Raw genomic sequence first — 18,476 nt, forward strand, 5'->3', positions numbered from 1 at the left:
AAATCGCCCTCTACTTTCCGCCGAAAAACAGTAGATTTGCCATTATGATCACGATCGCGACGGGCGCTACGAAGCGCAGCGAAAAGTACCAAATTTTAAATCCAAGCTCGCCCATATCGGCGCCAAAAAGCCTGCGCAGGCGCTGCGCATCCATCACGAAGCCAACAAAGATCGCCGAGGTTAGCGCGCCCAGCGGCAGCATGACGTTTGAGCTTACGAAATCCAGGCAGTCAAAAAAGCTCGCGCCGAAAAGCCTAAACCTGCTCGCATAATCCGCGTGCATCGATAGTAGCGAGCATGCGCCTAGTACCGCTATGACGCACCCCGAGACGCAGACTGCGCGCAGGCGCGAAATTTTAAACCTGCCGATGAGATAGAAGACGAAAGGCTCGATCATCGAAACCGCGCTCGTGATCCCCGCGAAAAAGAGCGAGACGAAAAACGCGACTTCAAGCACCTGCCCCGCTAGCCCCATTTTTGCAAACATCGTAGTGAGCGAAACGAACACAAGCCCCGCACCCTGCGCGGGATCGGCGCGAAATTCGAAGATGAAGGTAAAGACGATGAGCCCCATCATCAGTCCGATCGCGATGTTGATAAATACGATGTTTACCGAGCTTCGCACCAGCCGCACCCCCTCGCTAAGCGATGCCGCGTATGCCGCGATACAGCCGACGCCCACGCATAGGGTAAAGAGCGCGAGCCCGAGCGCGGAGAGGACGGAGTTAACGGTGATTTTGCCGAAGTCGGGGTAGAAAAGAAATTTCGCCGCCGCGCCGAAGCCCTGCATCGTGCACGCATACGCAAGCATCGCAAGCAGCAGCACGAAAAGCAGCGGCATCATCACGACGTTTAGCCGCTCGATACCGCTTTTGATACCGCGCGCGACGACGGATAGCGTCAGCACGAGCGCAAGCGCGTAAAAGCCCAGACTCGTGGCTAGCGAATGCGAGATGAGATCGTCAAAGACGGCGCCGGCTTCCTCGGCGGTTGCGGGTAGCGGAGAAAAGCCCAAAAATATGTAGCGGATCACCCAGCCGAGGATCACGAGGTAAAAGGACAGCACCAGCATGCCGCCCGCGATGAAAATGCCTGCTGCGCGCCATTTGCGTCCGCCGCGCGGTGCCAGCGTCTCGTACGCGCTCGGTAGATCCCGCCCGCTCAGCCTGCCTAGCGCCATCTCAGCTAGGAATATGCTAAAGCCTACGCCCAGCGTGAGCGCGAGGTATAAAAGCACGAAGGCGCTACCGCCGTTTTGACCCACGAGGGTGGGGAATTTCCATGCGTTGCCAAGCCCCACCGCGCCGCCTGCGACGGCAAGTATGAAGCCGATTTTGCTAAATTTATCGTTCATTTTCTCTCCGATGATTTTTAAATTTTAAAGCCGTGGAATTTTAAAATTCCAAACTACTGCCGCATCTCGCTATGAAATTTGGCTCGCTACTTTGGGCCGCTTTGGCGCTAAATTTTAAAATTCCGCGGCGTGATCAGACGCGGCTGCGCTAAGGCGTCTTTGCCGCGGTTTTGCGCAGGTTACCGCGCGGGTTAGCGCGGTCGTCGAAGGCTGATTGCGTTCGCCGCATACTCCTATCTAGACGTAAAATTCCAAGCGCGATTTTTGACGGCCGCCATGGCCGCTCGCGGATCGCCGTGAGGCTCGCTATGGAATTTTGCCTATCGCCCCGAGCCGTCAGAGCGTAAAATTTTAAAATTTCAAGCCGCAATGTGCGATCCTTGCGCTATTCCGACGGATCGCGGGTTCGCGCGCCGCTTTAGCGCTAAATTTTAAAATTCCAAGCGCAATTTCGCGCGGGTCACCACAAAATTTTACGCGCCGCTTCTGCGGCAGATTGCATAGACCACGTCATAAACTATCGCGGCGGCTACGCACCGACCGTCTAGGTTTAGAATTTTAAAATTCCGCAGCGCAATCAGACGCGGCTGCGCTACGGCGTCTTTGCCACGCGCACCGATCGCCATGCAGGTTATCGCGGTCGCACCGAAGGCTGATTGCAGCTACATACTTTGACCTTCCTCTATCTAAACATAAAATTTTAAACTATCGCCGCAATACTAACGGATCGCGGCAAGTTCGCTATGAAATTTTGCCCGTTACTTTTGGACTGCTTTAGTGCCAAATTTTAACTTCCATGTTATCCACCTGCTTTACAAAATTTAAAAATTTAAAATTTTTAGCTGATTGAGCGCTATCACTACGATCGCGACTGGCGCCACGAAGCGCAGTAGCACGAAATACCACAGCTTAAAGCCCATTCGTCCCATATATGGGCGCAGTAGAATTTCGACGGCTCGTTTTTTGATCACGAATCCTACGAAAATCGCCACGATTATGCCGCTAAGAGGCATTAAGATATTCGAGGTTAGGTAATCAAGCACGTCAAAAAAGCTCTTGCCACCTAGGCTAAAATACTCGCTCGTGCCCCCGTAATAACCCAAAATGCAGCATATCCCTAAAACATACGTCACGGCAAAAACTAAAAGCGAAGCGCGCTTGCGGCTTAGCTTGCGGGAGTTTACGAGATAATAAATCGCAGGCTCCAGCATCGAAATTGCAGAAGTAATCGCCGCAAATAATAGCGAGGTGAAAAATAAAAAGGCTAGGATATTCCCGATCGCACCGAGCTTTGAAAAAAGCACCACCAGTGAGACAAACACTAGCCCCGGACCTTGCGCTTTGGGATCGCCGCCGAATTCAAAGATGAAAGTAAAGACGATGAGCCCCATCATCACGCCGATTAGGACATTAATGCAGACAATATTTATGCTTGAGGTTAGGATATTGGTGCGCGCAGGCAGGCTTGCAGCATAGGTCATAATCGTAGTAACGCCCAGCGAAAGCGTAAAAAATGCAAGTCCTAGCGCCGAAAGAACGCTATCTTTATTAAGCTTGGAAAAATCTGGCACCAGTAGGAATTTCGCGCTACGTCCGAATCCATCGAAACTCGCGGCGTAAATTAGCATTAAAACCAGCAAAATAAATAGCGCGGGCATCATCCAGACATTAAGCCGCTCGATGCCGCTTTTGACACCTTTAGATACAATGAAAAAGCAAAACGCCGACGCTATGGTAAAGCACACCGCTACGCTTAAAAAATCACTACCTAAAAGCGCTTTAAACGCTGCGCCACTTTCATCTATACTTTTTGGCAGATAAAAAGCGCTTGAGACCACGTATTTTAGGATCCAGCCCATTACGACGCTGTAAAAAGCATAGATCAAAAGTGCACTAATCATAAAAAATCCCGCGTATTTCCATGCGCCTTTGTATGAGGGCGCGAGCTTTTCAAATGCGCGCACCGGATCACTTTCGCTTAGCCTGCCGATGACGATCTCGGCTAAAAAGATCACGAAGCTAACCAAAAGCGTCAGTAAAAGATATAGCAATATAAATGCGCTGCCGCCATTGGTGCCTACTAAAGTGGGGAATTTCCACGCATTACCGAGCCCCACGGCGCTGCCTGCGACTGCGAGGATGAAGCCGATTTTGCTAAATTTATCATTCATATTATGCCTTGTAGCGGAATTTGAAAGGACAATATTAGCAAAATATAGCTTAACTCGCCAAGCTAGCCGGGTGGAATTTAGGCAAACCCGCTATAATGCCGCGAATTTTAAAGGAGATAAAATGAAATCGATAAAAGAAGTGATGCTCTCTCGCCACAGCTGCCGTAAATTTTGCAGCTATAAACTAAATAGCGAGCTCGTGCGCGAGATACTTGAACTTGCGCGCTTAAGTCCCAGCTCATGCGGATTAGAGCCTTGGAGGATGATGATAATCTCGGATCCTTGCGAGCTAAAAGAGCTTTCCGTAGCCTGTAACAGTCAGCCGCAAGTAGCCGAGTGCTCGCACGCCGTGATTTTAATCGCGCGTAACGATCTGCGCGTGGGCGAAGCGTATTTAGAGCGCACCGTCCGCCGTCGTGCAAACACTTCGCAAAAATATGAAGCTGCGATGAATTATTTCCGCGCGAAATTTGCGGACTTAGACGACGAAGCGCTGATGAACTACGCGACCAAGCAGCTTTATATCTTAGCGGCAAATATCGCTAATATCGCCGAGGGCTTTGATGTGCGCTCGTGTATAATGACCGGCTTTGACGCCGCGGCTTTGGAAAAATTCTGCGCTTTAGAGGCGAAATTTCGTCCTGCGATCATCGTGGCTTTGGGGCGTGGTGAGCCTAGCAAATATCCGCACACGCGCTACGAGCTAGATGAAATTTTAATCTCTCGTGGCAGCAGCGAAAAAAGATAAAATGGGTCTCTTCTGCTTGCAAAGCTAGGCGCGAGCTTCGTTTATTAAAAGCGTCGTTTTGCGAAATTTTATCGGTTTAAAAGTGCGATAGCGTTAAAATGCGCTTAAAATTTCAAAGGATAAACATGCAAGTCAAACTTCTAAATTTCACTCCGCTTTGGGTCTGCTCAAACGCGATCCGCACCTGCTGGCAGAGCTTTGAGCGCGGCGATTGCGGCGGCGTCAAAGACCTAGCGCTAATAGACCGCGTCGGCAACCAGCTCAAGCACTCAAGCACGCTGGAGCACCTTTACTATAACTTCTACATCAGCGGTATTTCGCGCGCGCTGCTTCAGGAGCTGGCGCGCCACCGTCTAGCAAGCCTTAGCGTAAAATCCACTCGCTACACTCTTAAAGAATTGCGCGGCGAGAATAGCTTCGCGCAAGGAGACTTCGAAAACGCCGCGCGATACATCGTGCTTACCGGCAACGAAGCGGTCGATAACGCAAGCATCGCAGCTCTTGAAAATCTGCGCGTAATCTTACAAAGCCCAATCAGCCTTGATATCGCAAAATACTGCTTGCCCGAGTGCTACAAGAGCGAGCTTAGCTGGAGCATAAACGCACGCAGCCTGCAAAACTTCCTCGCTCTGCGCTCTAGTAAGGCGGCACTTTGGGAGATCCGCGAGCTTGCCGGTAAAATTTACGAAGCGCTGCCGCAGGAGCATAAATTTATATTCCAAAGCTGCATGGCGGGCGAGAAGACGCAAGGCGAAGAGTAGCGCGCGGGATAAAATTTTGATATAAGGGGCTTGCGATGATAAAACTTACGCAGATGAGAGCGGCTTTTGAAAAAGAGGAGCCGAACGCGCTTTATCTTAGCTACTTGGGGTGGGTAAAAACCCTGATCCCGTTTTGGAGGCAGGCCGCTGCGAGGATCGCGGAGCTAAGCGGCGCGGCGGATGAAAAAAGAGACAAGCATCTGCGCTCAATTGACAATTCTTTGCAGCTTTTGCAAGCTTGGCGGTTTAAAAAGATAAAATACGTGCAAGCAAGAAGAAGAGAGGCTGATAGCGCCATAAGTTTTATTCGAAACGGCGCCTTAACGCAGCAGGTATGCAGATACGCCTTTGCGCCGGTCTGTAGAAATTTAGCGAGCATTTTACGCAGTTTTTTATACGTTTCAACTTTTGGCTATTCGGACGAGCAGCTTCCGACAGTATTTGCTCAAGATATTTACGGCATTGCGCTGTGCCATACTTTATTTCCCTTTGATACTGCCGATTTTGTGTATTATCTGCCGCGAGAGAAATCCATCCATACCGACGACCCCGCTGATTTGGATAACTGGCATTTGATGATGAGCGAGGCCGGCAAGGCTTTGAATATCGCGGAGCTCACCAAAGAGGTCAATAATCAGGCTCGTAAAATTTACGAAAACTATAAAGCGCCGTTTGAATGGAAATACGACGAGGGGATTTGGAATTTGGAATTCGAAAATATTTCAAAAAGGCTGCACTATGCGGGCTTACGAGCTTTTACGGGTCTGAGTAATGCAGAATAAAAAGCGCGCAAAATTTTAACCGCTTTTGAAATTTTATTCGCGGGCAGTAAAAATTCTGCGAGTTCTAATGCGGGTAAAATTTAAAATTTGCTTGAGCGGGTTTTTTGGCAGCCTGCGGTATCAAAATTTAGCCGCCGCGCATTTTACGACTTGCGGCGCCGAGAATTGCAGCGGCGGCGAACCGAAAGCTCATAGGCGAGCGATAAATTTAAAGGACGGATTATGAAAAACCTAGCGCTTGTGATGTTTAGCGGACAGACGCATCTCGATTTTGTGGGATTTTACGATTGTATGCTAAGGCTCAAAGCCGCCCGCTCGCAGCTTGAGATGAGGTTTTGCTCGCGTGAGCGGCAGGTTTCGGATAGCGGCGGTCTTACGATCGATGTGGGCGAGATCACGACGGATCTAGGCGGCTTTGATGCGGTTTTTGTGCCCGGCGGTATGGCGACGCGTCGCCTGAGGGACGATGCGGGCTTCATCTCGTGGCTCGCGACCGCGCGCGATGCGAAGTATAAGTTTAGCGTTTGCACCGGTTCGCTACTTCTGGGCGCGGCGGGGTTTTTGCGAGGTAGACGCGCGACTACGCATCCGTTTTGCTACGATCTGCTGGCGCCTTACTGCGCGGACGTGGTGCACGAGCGGCTCGTGCGCGAAAGCCTGCCAGAAGGAGGCGAGATCATCACTGCTGGCGGCGTGAGCAGCTCTATCGAGCTTGGACTTTGCGTGATCGAAAAATTCGCAGGCGCCTCTGCGCGAGAGGCTGCCGCTGCGGCGATGGATTATCCGTATTACGGCCTTAGAAGCAAGCCTGTGCGATGAAATTTTAAAGCCGCTAAGATCGGTGGTGCGGTTTATAAATACCGCAGTAAATTTTAAAATAGAGGGGAAGGTAAATCTTAATGCAAGCAGTAAAGATATTAAAAACATTGTGGAAAGCCATCAAGATCGTCATACTCGCAGCATTGATATTACCGTTTGCGGCATTGATATTATTTGTTTTATTTATAGCCTTTCTATTTTCACCCCTTAATACGGATTTTTCATATATAGAAAATAAAAATTTGGCTAAATTTGAAGCCTTAACAAATACGAAGGGAGAAACTTTGCTCATTTATCGCAAAAAAAGTCCTCCTTTATCGTGTAGTGAAAAAATACAGACTTGTATCTGTTACGCGCATTTTATAAAGGCGGATAAGCCCTTTACTTTGACGCAACAAAAAATGTTGCAAGAGGGCTACGAGTTTGTTTCCGAGTCTGACTGTATAGCTGAAACTACAAATTTGCATGAATTTAAACTATCGTGGGCGATGCCGTCCTATCATTATGCCGGCAGTCGGGAGTATTTGATATATGGTTCGATCAAAAATTTAAATATAACGGCAATAGTGAACGATAAAAGGCGAATATGGCACAAAAAAGAGCACGAATCGGGACAACCGAGCGATTATGATCACGAGGTTATTTTTTATCCGGAACTTAATATAATTCAAATAAATAAAATGGGGTATTAATAGCGTGCGCTAAATTTACTTACAGCCGATTGATATTGTCGTTGAAAAATAAATTTAAAAGCTTTGGGATAAAATTTAAAAATTTAGACTTTGGTCTTGCGGACATTTATCAAAGTAGATAAAATAACGATATAGTGGGTTTTTCATAAAATAGGAGATCACAAAGACAGCATGAAACCGACTCAAATTTTATCGCTGCTTTCGCATATAGCTTTCGGGTCGCTTATAGGTTAAAATTCAGAGATAATAACCCATGGGAGTTCGCAATCGCGCTTTTTGCCTACGCGATTTTGTTTGCTTTTTGCCGCGAGAGCCTGCTTGACGATAATAAAAAGACGATCGCCATGATGCTATTTATGGCGCTTTTGATCGTGATCGTGTAGCGGCGCCTATAAATCGGCGAGAGCGGTTGCGGCGCGAGAGTGCGGGCGATCCGCCTTTGATTGCAGCGGCGCGAGCGAGCGATACTATTTTTAAAATTTATTGTAAAATTATGGCATTAATTCATTAAAGCTTAAAGGGCTAGCATGCAGATAAACTTAGACGACGTGAGGATCGAAAGCGGCTGGAAAGAAGCGCTTAGGGAGGAATTTTTAAGCGAGTATTTTGCGAAAATCAAAGAAAACCTGCTCGCCGCAAAGGCGCACGAGATCGTCTATCCGCCGGGAAATTTGATCTTTAACGCCTTTAATCTCACCCCGTTTGAGCGGGTGCGCGCGGTGATTTTGGGGCAGGATCCCTACCATGGCGCGCATCAGGCGATGGGGCTTAGCTTTTCGGTGCCGCACGGCGTGCGAATTCCGCCCAGCCTCGTAAATATCTACAAAGAGATTAAAAGCGATCTGGGTATCAGCGAGCCTGCTAGCGGCGATCTGAGCTACTGGGCAAAGCAGGGCGTGCTGCTGCTTAATGCGAGCCTTAGCGTGGGCGCAAACCGCGCGAACTCGCACAGCGGCTTCGGCTGGCAAATTTTCACCGACGCCGTGATTAAAATTTTAAGCGCTAGGCGGCAAAATTTGGTCTTTATGCTGTGGGGAAATTTCGCCAAAGCCAAATCTGCCCTGATCGATACGCAGAGGCATCTTATCTTAACTACCGCGCATCCTAGCCCGCTTGCGGGGGGAGCGTTTTTCGGCTGCAGGCATTTTAGCAGATGCAACGAATATCTGCGCGCGCACGGCCTGCGAGAGATCGATTGGGATCTAAATCACGGCGCAGATTAAATGTATTTTAAATGAAATTTGCGTAAAATGCGCCGCAAAATTTCAAAGGTAAAGAAATTTTAAAAAATGTCGAAAGGAGAAGTGAGCGAATAATATACGACCGGCTTAAGAGGGCTTGCCGAAGCGACGTAGATGCGTGGCTAGGCTATAATCATTGCAAATTAGAGGAACGATATGAAAAAGATAATTTTGGGAATTTTCTTGCTATTTACAAGTAGTGTAGTGGCAAATACCCTATCAGAGATCAGGCAATCGGGCAGTGTGCGCGTAGGCGTATTTGAGGCGCAACCGCCTTTTAGTAAATTTGAAGACGGCAAATTCCAAGGATTTGAAGTTACTCTAGCTGAGGCGCTATCAAAAGATATATTCGGTGGTAAAGCGGGCAAGGTGGAATTCGTGCCCGTAAAGGCTAGTGAGCGTTTAAAAGTGTTGGAAGAAAATAAAGTAGATATGGTGCTTGCAACCTTTACGATCACAAATGAGCGTAAGCAGGTGGTCGATTTTACGACGCCGTATTTCGCAGTAAATATCGGCGTGCTAACCCGTAAGGGTGATAAGATCAAAACTATGTCTGATTTACACGGTAAGCCGATCATTGCAGAAAGCGGTACGACTAGCGAGGCATATTTTAAAAAAGAAGGTTTTGAAATCATAAATTGCGCTACCGCACACGAATGCTATAAAATTCTAAAAGAGGGCAAGGGTGCTGGCTTTGCACACGATAATTTATTAGTTCTTGCCTACGCGGTTGTAGATAGCGACACTGAAGTAAATATTAAGAATTTGGGCGTTTCGGATTTCTTGGGTATTGCGGTTTCTAAGGGCAATAAGGATCTGCTTGAGTTCTTAAACGGCGAGCTAGTCAAGCTAAGTAAGAACGGCTTTATGAAAAAGACCTATGATGAGGCGATCGAGCCGTATTACAAAGGCACTGCGGAGAAAAAATATTTCTTGCTAGATGACCTCTATAGCTTATTTTAGGTGGGCATAGCGGTACAGCTCGCCTGTGTTTGTTTTCGTAAGCATAGCTGTGTGCTCTCGCTAGGTAAAATTTAAAAGGCTCGCATAGTCTTGCTATTTTGCCCGACTTTGCGAGCTTGGTTTAGATTGTAAGATTTTACTAACGCGCCGTTGCAGAATTTATAAAATTCCATAGAATTTCGCAGTGGCGCGCTATTTTTATGGCGCTAATAGACGCACAGAATTTTAAGCGAAGCGCTAAAATTTAATGAGAGCAGGCAGGGTTTGGCGCAAGGCAGCAAAATTTAAAAAGCCTCTATCATTATGCTTAGAAATTTTAGTTGCGAAATTTTATCGCTAAGCTCGCAATTTAGGGAAGAATTTCGGTTCAGGTAAAATGAAATTTTAAGAAAATTTACATTACAATTACGAAAAATTTAAAATTCAAGGAGGAAATTATGAAAAAGTCATTTTTTCTTATTCTATTGTCGGCGATCTTTGTTTTTGCGAATTCATTAAGCGAAATAAAGCAAAGCAAGGTTATCAGAGTGGGCGTCTATGAAAACGAGCCGCCTTTTAGTAAGTCGAGCGAGAAAGGCTTTGAGGGATTTGAGGTCGAACTTGCCAATGCGCTAGCTGGTAAAATTTTCGGCAATAGCGGCGGTCGTATCGAGCTCATACCGGTAACGAACGAAGTGCGCTTTCCGATGCTGCAAAACAATCAGGCGGATATGATAATCGCGGCTGCAAGTATCACTGAAGAGCGTAAAGGCAGCGTAGATTTTTCGATGCCGTATTTTACGGTAAATTTGGGAATTTTAACGAAAAAAGACTCAAATATTCACAAAATAGGCGATCTGATGGGCAAAAAGATCGGTATCATCCGCAAGACTACCGGCGAAGCGTATATCAAAAAGGACGGCGGTTATAATGTTTCCTACTGCAATGATTCGGTTGATTGCTATAGGAGATTAAAAAGCGGCGAGATCGACGGGTATTGCAACAACAACCTTTTTGTAATGGTCTATCCGATCGTAGATCCTGCGGTCGAGGTCAATATAAAAAATTTAGGCGATAATGTATTCTTGGGCGTCGCGGTGCAAAAGGGTAACGCGGAGCTGCTAGAAGCGATCAATAAAGGCTTGATCGCACTTAGCAAAGAGGGCTTTTTCAAAAAGGCTTACGAGGATACTTTCGAATCATTCTATAAAGGCACCGTCGATAAAAAATACTTCTTACTCGACGATCTTTACAGCTTTTTTTAATAAAAAAGGAATTTGAAATGAAAAAAGCACTGTTTTTAATTCTTTTATCTTGCATCTTTGCGCTTGCGAATTCTTTAAGTCAAATAAAGCAGAGTAAAGTCATTCGTATCGCCGTTTATGAAAATGAACCTCCATTTAGTAGAGTTACGGATAACGGCTTTGAGGGCTTTGACGTAGAGCTTGCTAATGCAATCGGAGGTAAAATTTTAGGCGATACCGGCGGCAGGATCGAGCTCATACCGGTATCGGCGCAAGCGCGCTTTCCGTCCATTCAAAATAATCAGGCGGATATGCTTATCGCGGCTGCGAGCGTTACTGAGGAGAGAAAGAAAAATTATGAGTTTTCGATGCCCTATCTTTCGGTAAATTCTGGAGTTTTAACCAAAAAAAGCGACAATATCCAAAAAATGAGCGATCTGCGAGGTAAGAAAGTAGGCGTCATCCGCGGCTCGACGGGCGAAGCGTTTATGCAAAAGGACGGCGGCTACAATCTAGTGTATTGCAAAAATTCCTCCGATTGTTACAAGCGGCTAAAAAGCGGCGAGATCGACGGCGCATGCGACGATAATCTATTTGTGATGGTCTATCCGGTCGCAGATCCTAGCGTCGAGGTTAATATCAAAAGCCTCGGCGAGAACGTATTTTTGGGTATCGCGATGCAAAAGGGTAACGCAGATCTTGCAGAAGCCGTCAATCAAGCACTCATCTCGCTTAGTAAAGAGGGCTTTTTCAAAAAGGCGTATAATGATACCTTCGAGCCTTTCTATAAAGGCACCGTCGATAAAAAATACTTCCTTTTGGATGACATATACAGCTTCTTTTAAAATTTTAAATTTAACGCAGGGCGTGGATTTGAAGCTTTCGGCTTTAAATTCTAACCCGCGCATAACCGGTGCGTCATTAAAATTCCATCTCAAAATTTTGTCCTAAAAATCTCATTTCAAATTTTATTAGTCCCGCCGCCGCGCCGAAGCCCAGTATTCACACGGCGGTCGCAATCTTTAGTATTTGCGAGCATTTAAGGCGCGCAAAATTAGATTGAATTAAACTTTAAAATTTTACTTCGAGCCCTTGGAATTTTTTAAATCCTGCATGCGCTCCTGCTGAGCCTGCACGAACGCGTCGTATCTCGTAAAAAGATAATCCTTAATCTCAAAAATCATCAATGTAAAAATCGAAGGCAGCGTGAAAAATCTAATCGTCATAAATACCAGATCAAGCGCGCTTAGCTCATCCTCGCTCGCTCGATACCCTCCCGAACTTGCGGTTAAAATCCCATGCAGTGCCTCGTAGTTGTAAAGGATGAAAATCGTCACAAAAAGCGTCGAGAGCTTCGATACGATCTTATTCATGATCTGCGCCACGTCCTCATCGGCGATCACCGACATCGCAAACCACACGATGGTGAAAAACAGCGGAAAGACGATGTTAAAATTTAGCGAGTTATCAAGCTTTTGTGCGCCCGTCACCGCGATGATCGCAAACACCGCCGCAAAGGGGATCACAAATAGCGCAAACGTCATCGCCGATTTTATCGCTTTAAAAAAGCTATACGCAAGCAGGGGTGAGCCCAAAGCGAGCAAAAAGATCGTCAGCGCGTAGTTGGCTTTGGCAAAATCGTATAGGTTAAACAGCGCAAATACCGACGCTGCTGCAAGTAGCGGCACGCTGAGCTTAAACAGTATCCCGTATTTAGCGTAAGCGCGCGATACGACGGCATCGAGCCTGCTAAATTTAACGTTTAAGCTTTGCGCTCTGATGAAAAACAAAATGACGAATTTGACGATTACGTTTGGGCTCATATGCACCTTTCCGTTTAAATTTATGAAATTTTATCCGTGCTAGATTTGCGAAATTTTATCCGCGGAGCCTGTCCGTAGAATTAGGCTTTGCCGACGGCTTATGCGGTCTGCGTTAAAATTTCATCGCGCTCTCGCTGCGTTGCTATCTTGCCGCCTTGTAGGCTTTGTCTTTTGGCTACGTGAGGCGGACCTGCGCGCTTTGGCTTGCATAGCGTCTTGCTAGCAAGCCTTTTCGGGTTGCGACGTGCTACGGCGGCGCCCATTCGGCTCGGCGCGCGATACTTTGCTTGTGGTATCTGCACCCGCGCATGAGAGCTTGGCACCGTTAAAATTTTACCGGCTCTTAGCCCTATGCGATACGTCCTACGCGCCGCGATAGAATTTTACGCGACGCAAGGACCTATCGGGCTTGGCTTTGCGCCGCATTGCGGCAAAATTTTAAAATTTACGCCGCAAAGCGCCTATCTTGCTCACTAGAATGCGGCGTGAATGATTAAATTTTAACCGCACCGCCGCCGAGCCGTTTTAAAGCTCAAACGAATTTTTGAGCCGCTACGATACGTGAAATTCCAAAAATCGTGCTTTAGCGATCAGGCTTGTTTGCGCTTGCTTGTGAGCCATGCAAAAAGCGGCGCACTTGCGCTCTTCGCCGCGCCCATGCAAAAGCAACGCGCCCTTTGCCGCTCAAAACTCATTTTCGCCCGCCCGCGCCGACCGCCAAGCTGGAACTCACCGTGCGCCGTCTCACATCCAATCTAAAATTTGCGTGATCTCGGTGGCGTGAAAAATTTTAAGCCCCTGCGCGTTTTGCGGCTTCATCGGGACGATCGCGTTTTTAAATTTCTGCATCGCGGCTTCTTTCAAGCGCGCATCGAGGTTGAATATCTCTCTGATCTCGCCGTTTAGGCTCACCTCGCCGATGAAGACGCTTTCTTTGCTGATCGGGCGGTTTTTGAAGCTGCTTACGATCGCCGCGACGACGGCTAGATCGCACGCCGTTTCGGTGATCTTTACGCCGCCGCTTACGTTTACGAAGACGTCGTATCCTCCAAGCCCGATCTCAAGCTTGCGATCAAGCAGCGCCAGAAGCATATCGAGGCGGTTTTTATCAAAGCCCGTAGCGCTGCGCTTGGGGTAGCCGCTCTCGCACACGAGCGCTTGGATCTCCACGACGAGCGCGCGCGTGCCCTCCATCGTGATCGTGATCGCCGAGCCACTTACCGCCTTACCGCGCGTGAAAAATTTACTCGCGACGTCCTTGGCGCTTACGAGCCCGTGCGGCCCCATCTCGAAAATCCCCACCTCGCTCGTAGCTCCGAAGCGGTTTTTAAAACCGCGCAAAATTCTAAGCTGTTTGCTCGCATCGCCCTCGAAATACAGCACCACGTCCACCATATGCTCTAGTATGCGCGGGCCCGCGATCGAGCCGTCCTTGGTGATGTGGCCGATGATGAAGATCGAAATCCCGCGCGCCTTGGCAAGTCGCATCAGCTCGAACGTGATCTCGCGTACCTGCGTGATAGAGCCCGGCGCAGAGGGAGCCTTGTCACTAAAAAGCGTCTGGATGCTGTCGATGACGATAAACTTATAATCCCTGCGCTCCACCTCTTCAAGCACGGCGCCCAGATTTATCTCGGTGAGCAAAAACAGCTGCTCGCTTATCGCGCCCAGCCGCTGCGCGCGCATTTTGATCTGGCTAGCGCTCTCCTCGCCGCTTACGTAAAGCACCGCGCGGCCGCCGCTTGCTAAATTTGCCGCGATCTTAAGCAGCAGCGTAGATTTTCCGATGCCGGGGCTGCCGCCGATTAGCACGAGCGAGCCCTCCACGACGCCGCCTCCGAGGACTAAATTTAGCTCGCTATCTTTGGTGTCGATGCGCGAAATTTGCTCGATCTGTATCTCGCTGATCGCTTTGGCGCTTGCGGACGAGGCGCGGGCAAGCTCGCCCTCGATCTCTTTTAGCGCTTTTATTTGAGCGGGCTTGAGCTCGACGAAGCTATCGAATGCGCCGCAGTCGGGGCATCTGCCTAGCCATCTGCTTTGCTGATTGCCGCAGTGCTGGCACTCAAAAATCGTGGTTTTAATCTTCGCCATCTTTATCCTCGCTCATTTTCGCTTAAATTTAGCCTCAAGCTTTGCGAAATTATACTTAAAATTTTTAAAATTTTAGCCGCCCCGCGCCGCTTGCGAGATCAAAAATCACGGAACAAAGGATTTGCGGCTAAATTTAGGCTAAATTTAAATATGTTTTAAACATTTATAACTATAATACAAATTTCACTTTATTTAAAGAAGGTTTAAGATGAAGGGCAAGCTTAGTAGAAGCCAGTTTTTAACGATATCGCTTACGCTATTTGCGATGTTTTTCGGTGCGGGAAATTTTATTTTTCCGCCGGGCTTAGGCAAGGATTCCGGACAGAATTTTTATATCGCGATAATGTTTTTTTGCGCTACGGCGGTGCTTCTGCCGGTGCTCGGCGTCGCAGGCATTGCGCGCGCCAAGGGGCTTCAGAGCCTGGTGCGCCGCATAGATCCCGTGTTTGCGATCGTTTTTACCGCGCTTTTATATCTTACGATCGGGCCGCTTTTTGCGATACCGCGCGCGGCGAATATGCCTTTTGACATCGCTATTAAGCCTTTTATTGCGGAAGAGCGTCTTCAAATTTGGCTATTTGTTTATTCTGCCGCATATTTTGCGCTGAACTATTACATCTGTATGAACCCTTCAAAGCTCGTCGATCTGCTCGGAAAATACCTCACGCCGATACTTTTGGCGCTTATTTTGCTACTTTTCGGCGCGGGATTTTTATTTCCGATCGGAGGTTTCGTCGCTCCTAGCGGAGAGTATGTCGATCACGCCGCAGCAAAGGGCTTTGTAGAGGGCTATCAGACGATGGATGCGCTTGCATCGCTGGCATTTGGAATCATCGTAATTAACGCCATTAAAGCAACCGGCGTGAGCGACGAAAAGCACCTTGTAACCTCCACGATAAAAGCGGGAATGATGTCGGGCGTCATACTGATGACGATATATTTTATGCTGGGCTATCTGGGCGCGACTTCCGCGGAGCTTTTCAAAGATGCGCCGAATATCAACGGAGCGGAGCTTCTGTCGCGAGTAAGCGATCATTATTTTGGAAGAATTGGCGTCGTGATCCTAGGCAGTGCGTTTTTTCTAGCCTGCATCACCACGACGCTGGGTCTTATAAGCTCGGCTAGCGAATACTTCGAAGAGCTTACGAAGGGCAAGATCAAATATAAAACCTGGGCGATCGCTTGGTGCGTGATCGGCTTTGGAGTCGCAAATTTCGGCCTTACGACCATCATCAAAGGCTCCATCCCCGTGCTCGTCGCCATCTATCCGATCTCGATCATGCTGATAATCCTCTCGCTGATTAATCCGTGGATCGATTCGAGCAAGTTGATTTACCGCGCCTGCGTCTATGTTTGCGTCGTCGAGGGCGTCATAAACGGACTTGATATTTTGGGGATTTCGGTGCCGCTTGTGACGTCGTTTGTGAAGATGATGCCGTTTTACGACTCGATGCTCGGCTGGATCGTGCCTAGCACCTTGACCTTCGCCGTGACCTACGTGCTGCATCTGATCTTTGAAAAAAGAGACGATAGCTTTTAAATTTAAGAGCTATTTTAAAATTTAGCCGGGCTCTACGGGGCTCGGCACACTTTTAAATTTTAATTCGTCGCCGAATTTAATCTCACATATTTTTTACTGGAATTTTGACATATAAAATAAGTCGCCTTCAAAATTTTAACCTAAATTTACGCTAAAATTATCAAAATAAAATCGCAAAAGGAAATAAGATGGATAAACGAGACGAGGCGCTAAATCTGGCGCGAGATTTCGAACGCGACGGCTTTAGTATGCCTGATTTATACGAGCGGTTTTGGCGGCTACAAGGCGACGAGACGGCGTATTTTACGCTAGCGGACAGCCTGCTGCGCGGGCGGATGGACGGCCGCACGCTGCTAAAGGACGCTCTGGGCTATGTAGGCAAGGAGGATTTTAAAGCTCTGATCGCCACGGCGGTTGAAATTTTGCGCGAAGAAGCAGCAGGGTGGCGCAAAACCCAACAGGACGAAAGCGCGGCGCAGACGGGAGAGAATGCACGCTCGGCGCGGGCAGACGAAAGCGCAAGCAGAAATGCGCGGCAACGCGGCAGAGACGAAAAGAGCGCGCGCTGGAAAAACGCCGAAGAGGTCATCATCATGGCAAGTCTCGAGTTCGCGCCGTTTTTGCACCCGTATCTGGGCGAGCTTTTTAAATTGCAGCCGAACGAGAGCGCGTATTACGCGGAGTATCCGTGGCGCGGGCTTAGTTACGAGAGCTCGCAAATCTGGCGCGAGAAGCTTGCGGATCCGCAGACGAGCAAAGACGATAAACAAAAAATTTTTAGCTGCCTGTTGCAAACCCGCGATCCGCGAAACGTAAAATTTGCCTGCGAGTTCGCGCTTGCGGAGAATTTTTTCGATCGCCCGTGCGATTTGCTCGAATATATAGGCTACTGGCTGGAGGCCGTGGGATTTACTTTTGAGCGAACTAAATTTGACGCAGACGAAGCTTGCGCCGATAAATCACAAAAAGCGCCGAACGATGAAATTTGCTTTGGCGGCGATAAATTCAGGCTCAAAAGATACTGCAGCCAGCGCGTGTATCACATAATCTTTCCGCGCGGCTATTTCGGCGCTCCCTATGCGGCGCATCTGGCGAAGCATCATCCGACCTGGCGGTTTGAGGGCGGCAAGGCGGGATATAGGCTCGGCGGGGTTTTGGATGAGGCGGACGGCGATGCGCAAAATCCGCTATTTCATCTCATCACGCTTGATCCGCTGCCCCGTGACTTGCCCGTGCGATCGCTGCCGCGCCTAAGCCTCGCCGCGCATGTTAGAGAGATAAACGAAGGAGAGATAGTCTTTTACGAGCACGACGCGCAGGGTATGCCGCGACGTATCGGCGAAAGGACGCAGGTGGAATACGCCTTTGACGAACCGATAAAGGAGTGCGAAGTAACACTTACGCCCACGCCGGCGCGCTGGGCGGCTCAGGACTGGGGGATGTCAAACAGCAGACAAAATCTTGCGCGCATCGGCGGCGAGCCCTCGTGGATACAGGGCGCCTCGGTGCCGACGTGCCCTATATGCGGCGAAAAGATGGAGTTTTTGATGCAGCTTGACAGCGAGCTTCCAAGCTGCGAGCAAGGCGGCGAGGTATATTTCGGCAGCGGCGGGATTTTATATGTATTTTGGTGCGAGCGGACGCGGGTGAGCGCGTTTTTTATGCAGTGCACGTGAGTAAAATTTAAGAAAAACGCAAATGGACGGACGGATGATCACGGCGAAAATAAAAAGAAGGGGCGGTATTTGGTATTTTGACGATTATTTTAAGTCGCTTCGCAAGAATGAAAACGAAATAGCAAAGCCTATCAGGCAGTTCGTCTTGGATCCGAAAAGGTATCTGTTTAATGCGAAAGAAACCCTTCACGACGCCATTTTGACTAAATTTAAATTTGGCATTTTAAAAAACGAAGATAGACTGACGATGAAATTTTTATCGCCCTACCGAGATAGAAATTTTAAATTTATTTTCAAAAACGTCCTAGCCGTCCGCTTTAAAACGGACGACAAGAGCTTTAAAAATAACGATCTGATAGTTCATCAATTTTCGCTAAAGCGAGGAGGCGTTTGCGAGTATTATTTTATCTTTGCGAGCGGACAGAGGATAGCCGTGAAATTTAAGCGGCTTGAGATCATTGAGGAATTCTTATAAGCGCGCTGCTTTGCGGGCGGCGGGATTTTATATGTATTTTGGTGCGAGCGGACGCGGGCGAGCGCGTTTTTATGCGGTGCGTGAGCTAAAATTTTGCAAAATCCTAAACGAAAA

General features: G+C 48.2%; 19 protein-coding genes. 13 read left to right on the top strand and 6 right to left on the bottom strand.

Going from position 1 to position 18,476, the window contains the following annotated elements; translation table 11 throughout:
- Positions 1-10 precede the first annotated feature (10 nt).
- The 3 genes from Q0323_RS09840 to Q0323_RS09850 form a co-directional block, all read right to left on the bottom strand.
- The gene (locus tag Q0323_RS09840) at positions 11-1,354 is read right to left on the bottom strand and encodes a sodium-dependent transporter (RefSeq protein WP_298054020.1); all 1,344 of its coding nucleotides are present in this window, start codon (positions 1,352-1,354) and stop codon (positions 11-13) included.
- A gap of 473 nt (positions 1,355-1,827) precedes the next feature.
- Entirely contained in the window at positions 1,828-1,980 is a 153-nt protein-coding gene (locus tag Q0323_RS09845; RefSeq protein WP_298054021.1) for a hypothetical protein, read from the bottom strand.
- 195 nt (positions 1,981-2,175) lie between these two features.
- Positions 2,176-3,525 (bottom strand): sodium-dependent transporter, encoded by a 1,350-nt coding sequence (locus Q0323_RS09850; RefSeq protein ID WP_298054023.1) that lies wholly within the window; start codon positions 3,523-3,525, stop codon positions 2,176-2,178.
- 121 nt (positions 3,526-3,646) lie between these two features.
- Between Q0323_RS09850 and Q0323_RS09855 the strand changes: the two genes are divergently transcribed.
- The 9 genes from Q0323_RS09855 to Q0323_RS09895 all read left to right on the top strand — a co-directional run bounded on the left by Q0323_RS09855 (position 3,647) and on the right by Q0323_RS09895 (position 11,599).
- Positions 3,647-4,273 (top strand): nitroreductase family protein, encoded by a 627-nt coding sequence (locus Q0323_RS09855; RefSeq protein ID WP_298054025.1) that lies wholly within the window; start codon positions 3,647-3,649, stop codon positions 4,271-4,273.
- A gap of 125 nt (positions 4,274-4,398) precedes the next feature.
- Positions 4,399-5,034, top strand: a complete 636-nt coding sequence (gene thyX, locus Q0323_RS09860; protein WP_298054028.1) for an FAD-dependent thymidylate synthase — start codon at positions 4,399-4,401, stop codon at positions 5,032-5,034.
- A 35-nt stretch (positions 5,035-5,069) separates the two neighbouring features.
- On the top strand, positions 5,070-5,816 hold the full coding sequence (locus Q0323_RS09865) for a hypothetical protein (protein ID WP_298054030.1): 747 nt from the start codon (positions 5,070-5,072) through the stop codon (positions 5,814-5,816).
- A gap of 222 nt (positions 5,817-6,038) precedes the next feature.
- Positions 6,039-6,635 (top strand): DJ-1/PfpI family protein, encoded by a 597-nt coding sequence (locus Q0323_RS09870; RefSeq protein WP_298054033.1) that lies wholly within the window; start codon positions 6,039-6,041, stop codon positions 6,633-6,635.
- A gap of 80 nt (positions 6,636-6,715) precedes the next feature.
- Positions 6,716-7,327 carry a hypothetical protein gene (locus Q0323_RS09875; protein WP_298054035.1) on the top strand — a complete coding sequence of 204 codons (612 nt, stop codon included), beginning with the start codon at positions 6,716-6,718 and terminating at the stop codon, positions 7,325-7,327.
- Positions 7,328-7,854: 527 nt separating this feature from the next.
- Entirely contained in the window at positions 7,855-8,550 is a 696-nt protein-coding gene (ung, locus tag Q0323_RS09880; RefSeq protein WP_298054038.1) for a uracil-DNA glycosylase, read from the top strand.
- Between the two features lie 174 nt (positions 8,551-8,724).
- Positions 8,725-9,531, top strand: coding sequence for a transporter substrate-binding domain-containing protein (locus tag Q0323_RS09885; protein ID WP_298054040.1), 807 nt, complete (start codon positions 8,725-8,727; stop codon positions 9,529-9,531).
- Between the two features lie 437 nt (positions 9,532-9,968).
- Positions 9,969-10,775: a transporter substrate-binding domain-containing protein gene (locus Q0323_RS09890; RefSeq protein WP_005873331.1), complete on the top strand. Its 807-nt coding sequence runs from the start codon at positions 9,969-9,971 to the stop codon at positions 10,773-10,775.
- A gap of 17 nt (positions 10,776-10,792) precedes the next feature.
- Positions 10,793-11,599, top strand: coding sequence for a transporter substrate-binding domain-containing protein (locus Q0323_RS09895; RefSeq protein WP_298054042.1), 807 nt, complete (start codon positions 10,793-10,795; stop codon positions 11,597-11,599).
- A gap of 234 nt (positions 11,600-11,833) precedes the next feature.
- Here the strand turns inward: Q0323_RS09895 and Q0323_RS09900 are convergent, their stop codons facing one another.
- Together Q0323_RS09900 and Q0323_RS09905 are read right to left on the bottom strand one after the other, a co-directional pair.
- On the bottom strand, positions 11,834-12,577 hold the full coding sequence (locus Q0323_RS09900; protein WP_298054043.1) for a hypothetical protein: 744 nt from the start codon (positions 12,575-12,577) through the stop codon (positions 11,834-11,836).
- 98 nt (positions 12,578-12,675) lie between these two features.
- The gene (locus Q0323_RS09905; protein ID WP_297942985.1) at positions 12,676-12,840 is read right to left on the bottom strand and encodes a hypothetical protein; all 165 of its coding nucleotides are present in this window, start codon (positions 12,838-12,840) and stop codon (positions 12,676-12,678) included.
- Positions 12,841-12,928: 88 nt separating this feature from the next.
- Here Q0323_RS09905 and Q0323_RS09910 point away from each other — a divergent pair, with 88 nt between their 5' ends.
- The gene (locus Q0323_RS09910) at positions 12,929-13,054 is read left to right on the top strand and encodes a hypothetical protein (protein WP_298054045.1); all 126 of its coding nucleotides are present in this window, start codon (positions 12,929-12,931) and stop codon (positions 13,052-13,054) included.
- 267 nt (positions 13,055-13,321) lie between these two features.
- On the opposite strand, the gene radA is transcribed toward Q0323_RS09910, so the two are convergent.
- Positions 13,322-14,671 (bottom strand): DNA repair protein RadA, encoded by a 1,350-nt coding sequence (gene radA, locus Q0323_RS09915; RefSeq protein ID WP_298054046.1) that lies wholly within the window; start codon positions 14,669-14,671, stop codon positions 13,322-13,324.
- 208 nt (positions 14,672-14,879) lie between these two features.
- On the opposite strand from radA, the gene brnQ reads away from it, so the two are divergent.
- The 3 genes from brnQ (at position 14,880) to Q0323_RS09930 (ending at position 18,362) form a co-directional block, all read left to right on the top strand.
- Positions 14,880-16,211, top strand: a complete 1,332-nt coding sequence (gene brnQ, locus Q0323_RS09920; protein ID WP_298054049.1) for a branched-chain amino acid transport system II carrier protein — start codon at positions 14,880-14,882, stop codon at positions 16,209-16,211.
- 188 nt (positions 16,212-16,399) lie between these two features.
- Positions 16,400-17,887 (top strand): hypothetical protein, encoded by a 1,488-nt coding sequence (locus tag Q0323_RS09925; protein ID WP_298054050.1) that lies wholly within the window; start codon positions 16,400-16,402, stop codon positions 17,885-17,887.
- 34 nt (positions 17,888-17,921) lie between these two features.
- Complete coding sequence (locus tag Q0323_RS09930) at positions 17,922-18,362, top strand: hypothetical protein (RefSeq protein WP_298054051.1); 441 nt, start codon at positions 17,922-17,924, stop codon at positions 18,360-18,362.
- The last annotated feature ends 114 nt before the right edge of the window (positions 18,363-18,476 follow it).

The organism is uncultured Campylobacter sp. (assembly GCF_938030145.1).
Taxonomy (GTDB): Bacteria; Campylobacterota; Campylobacteria; order Campylobacterales; family Campylobacteraceae; genus Campylobacter_B.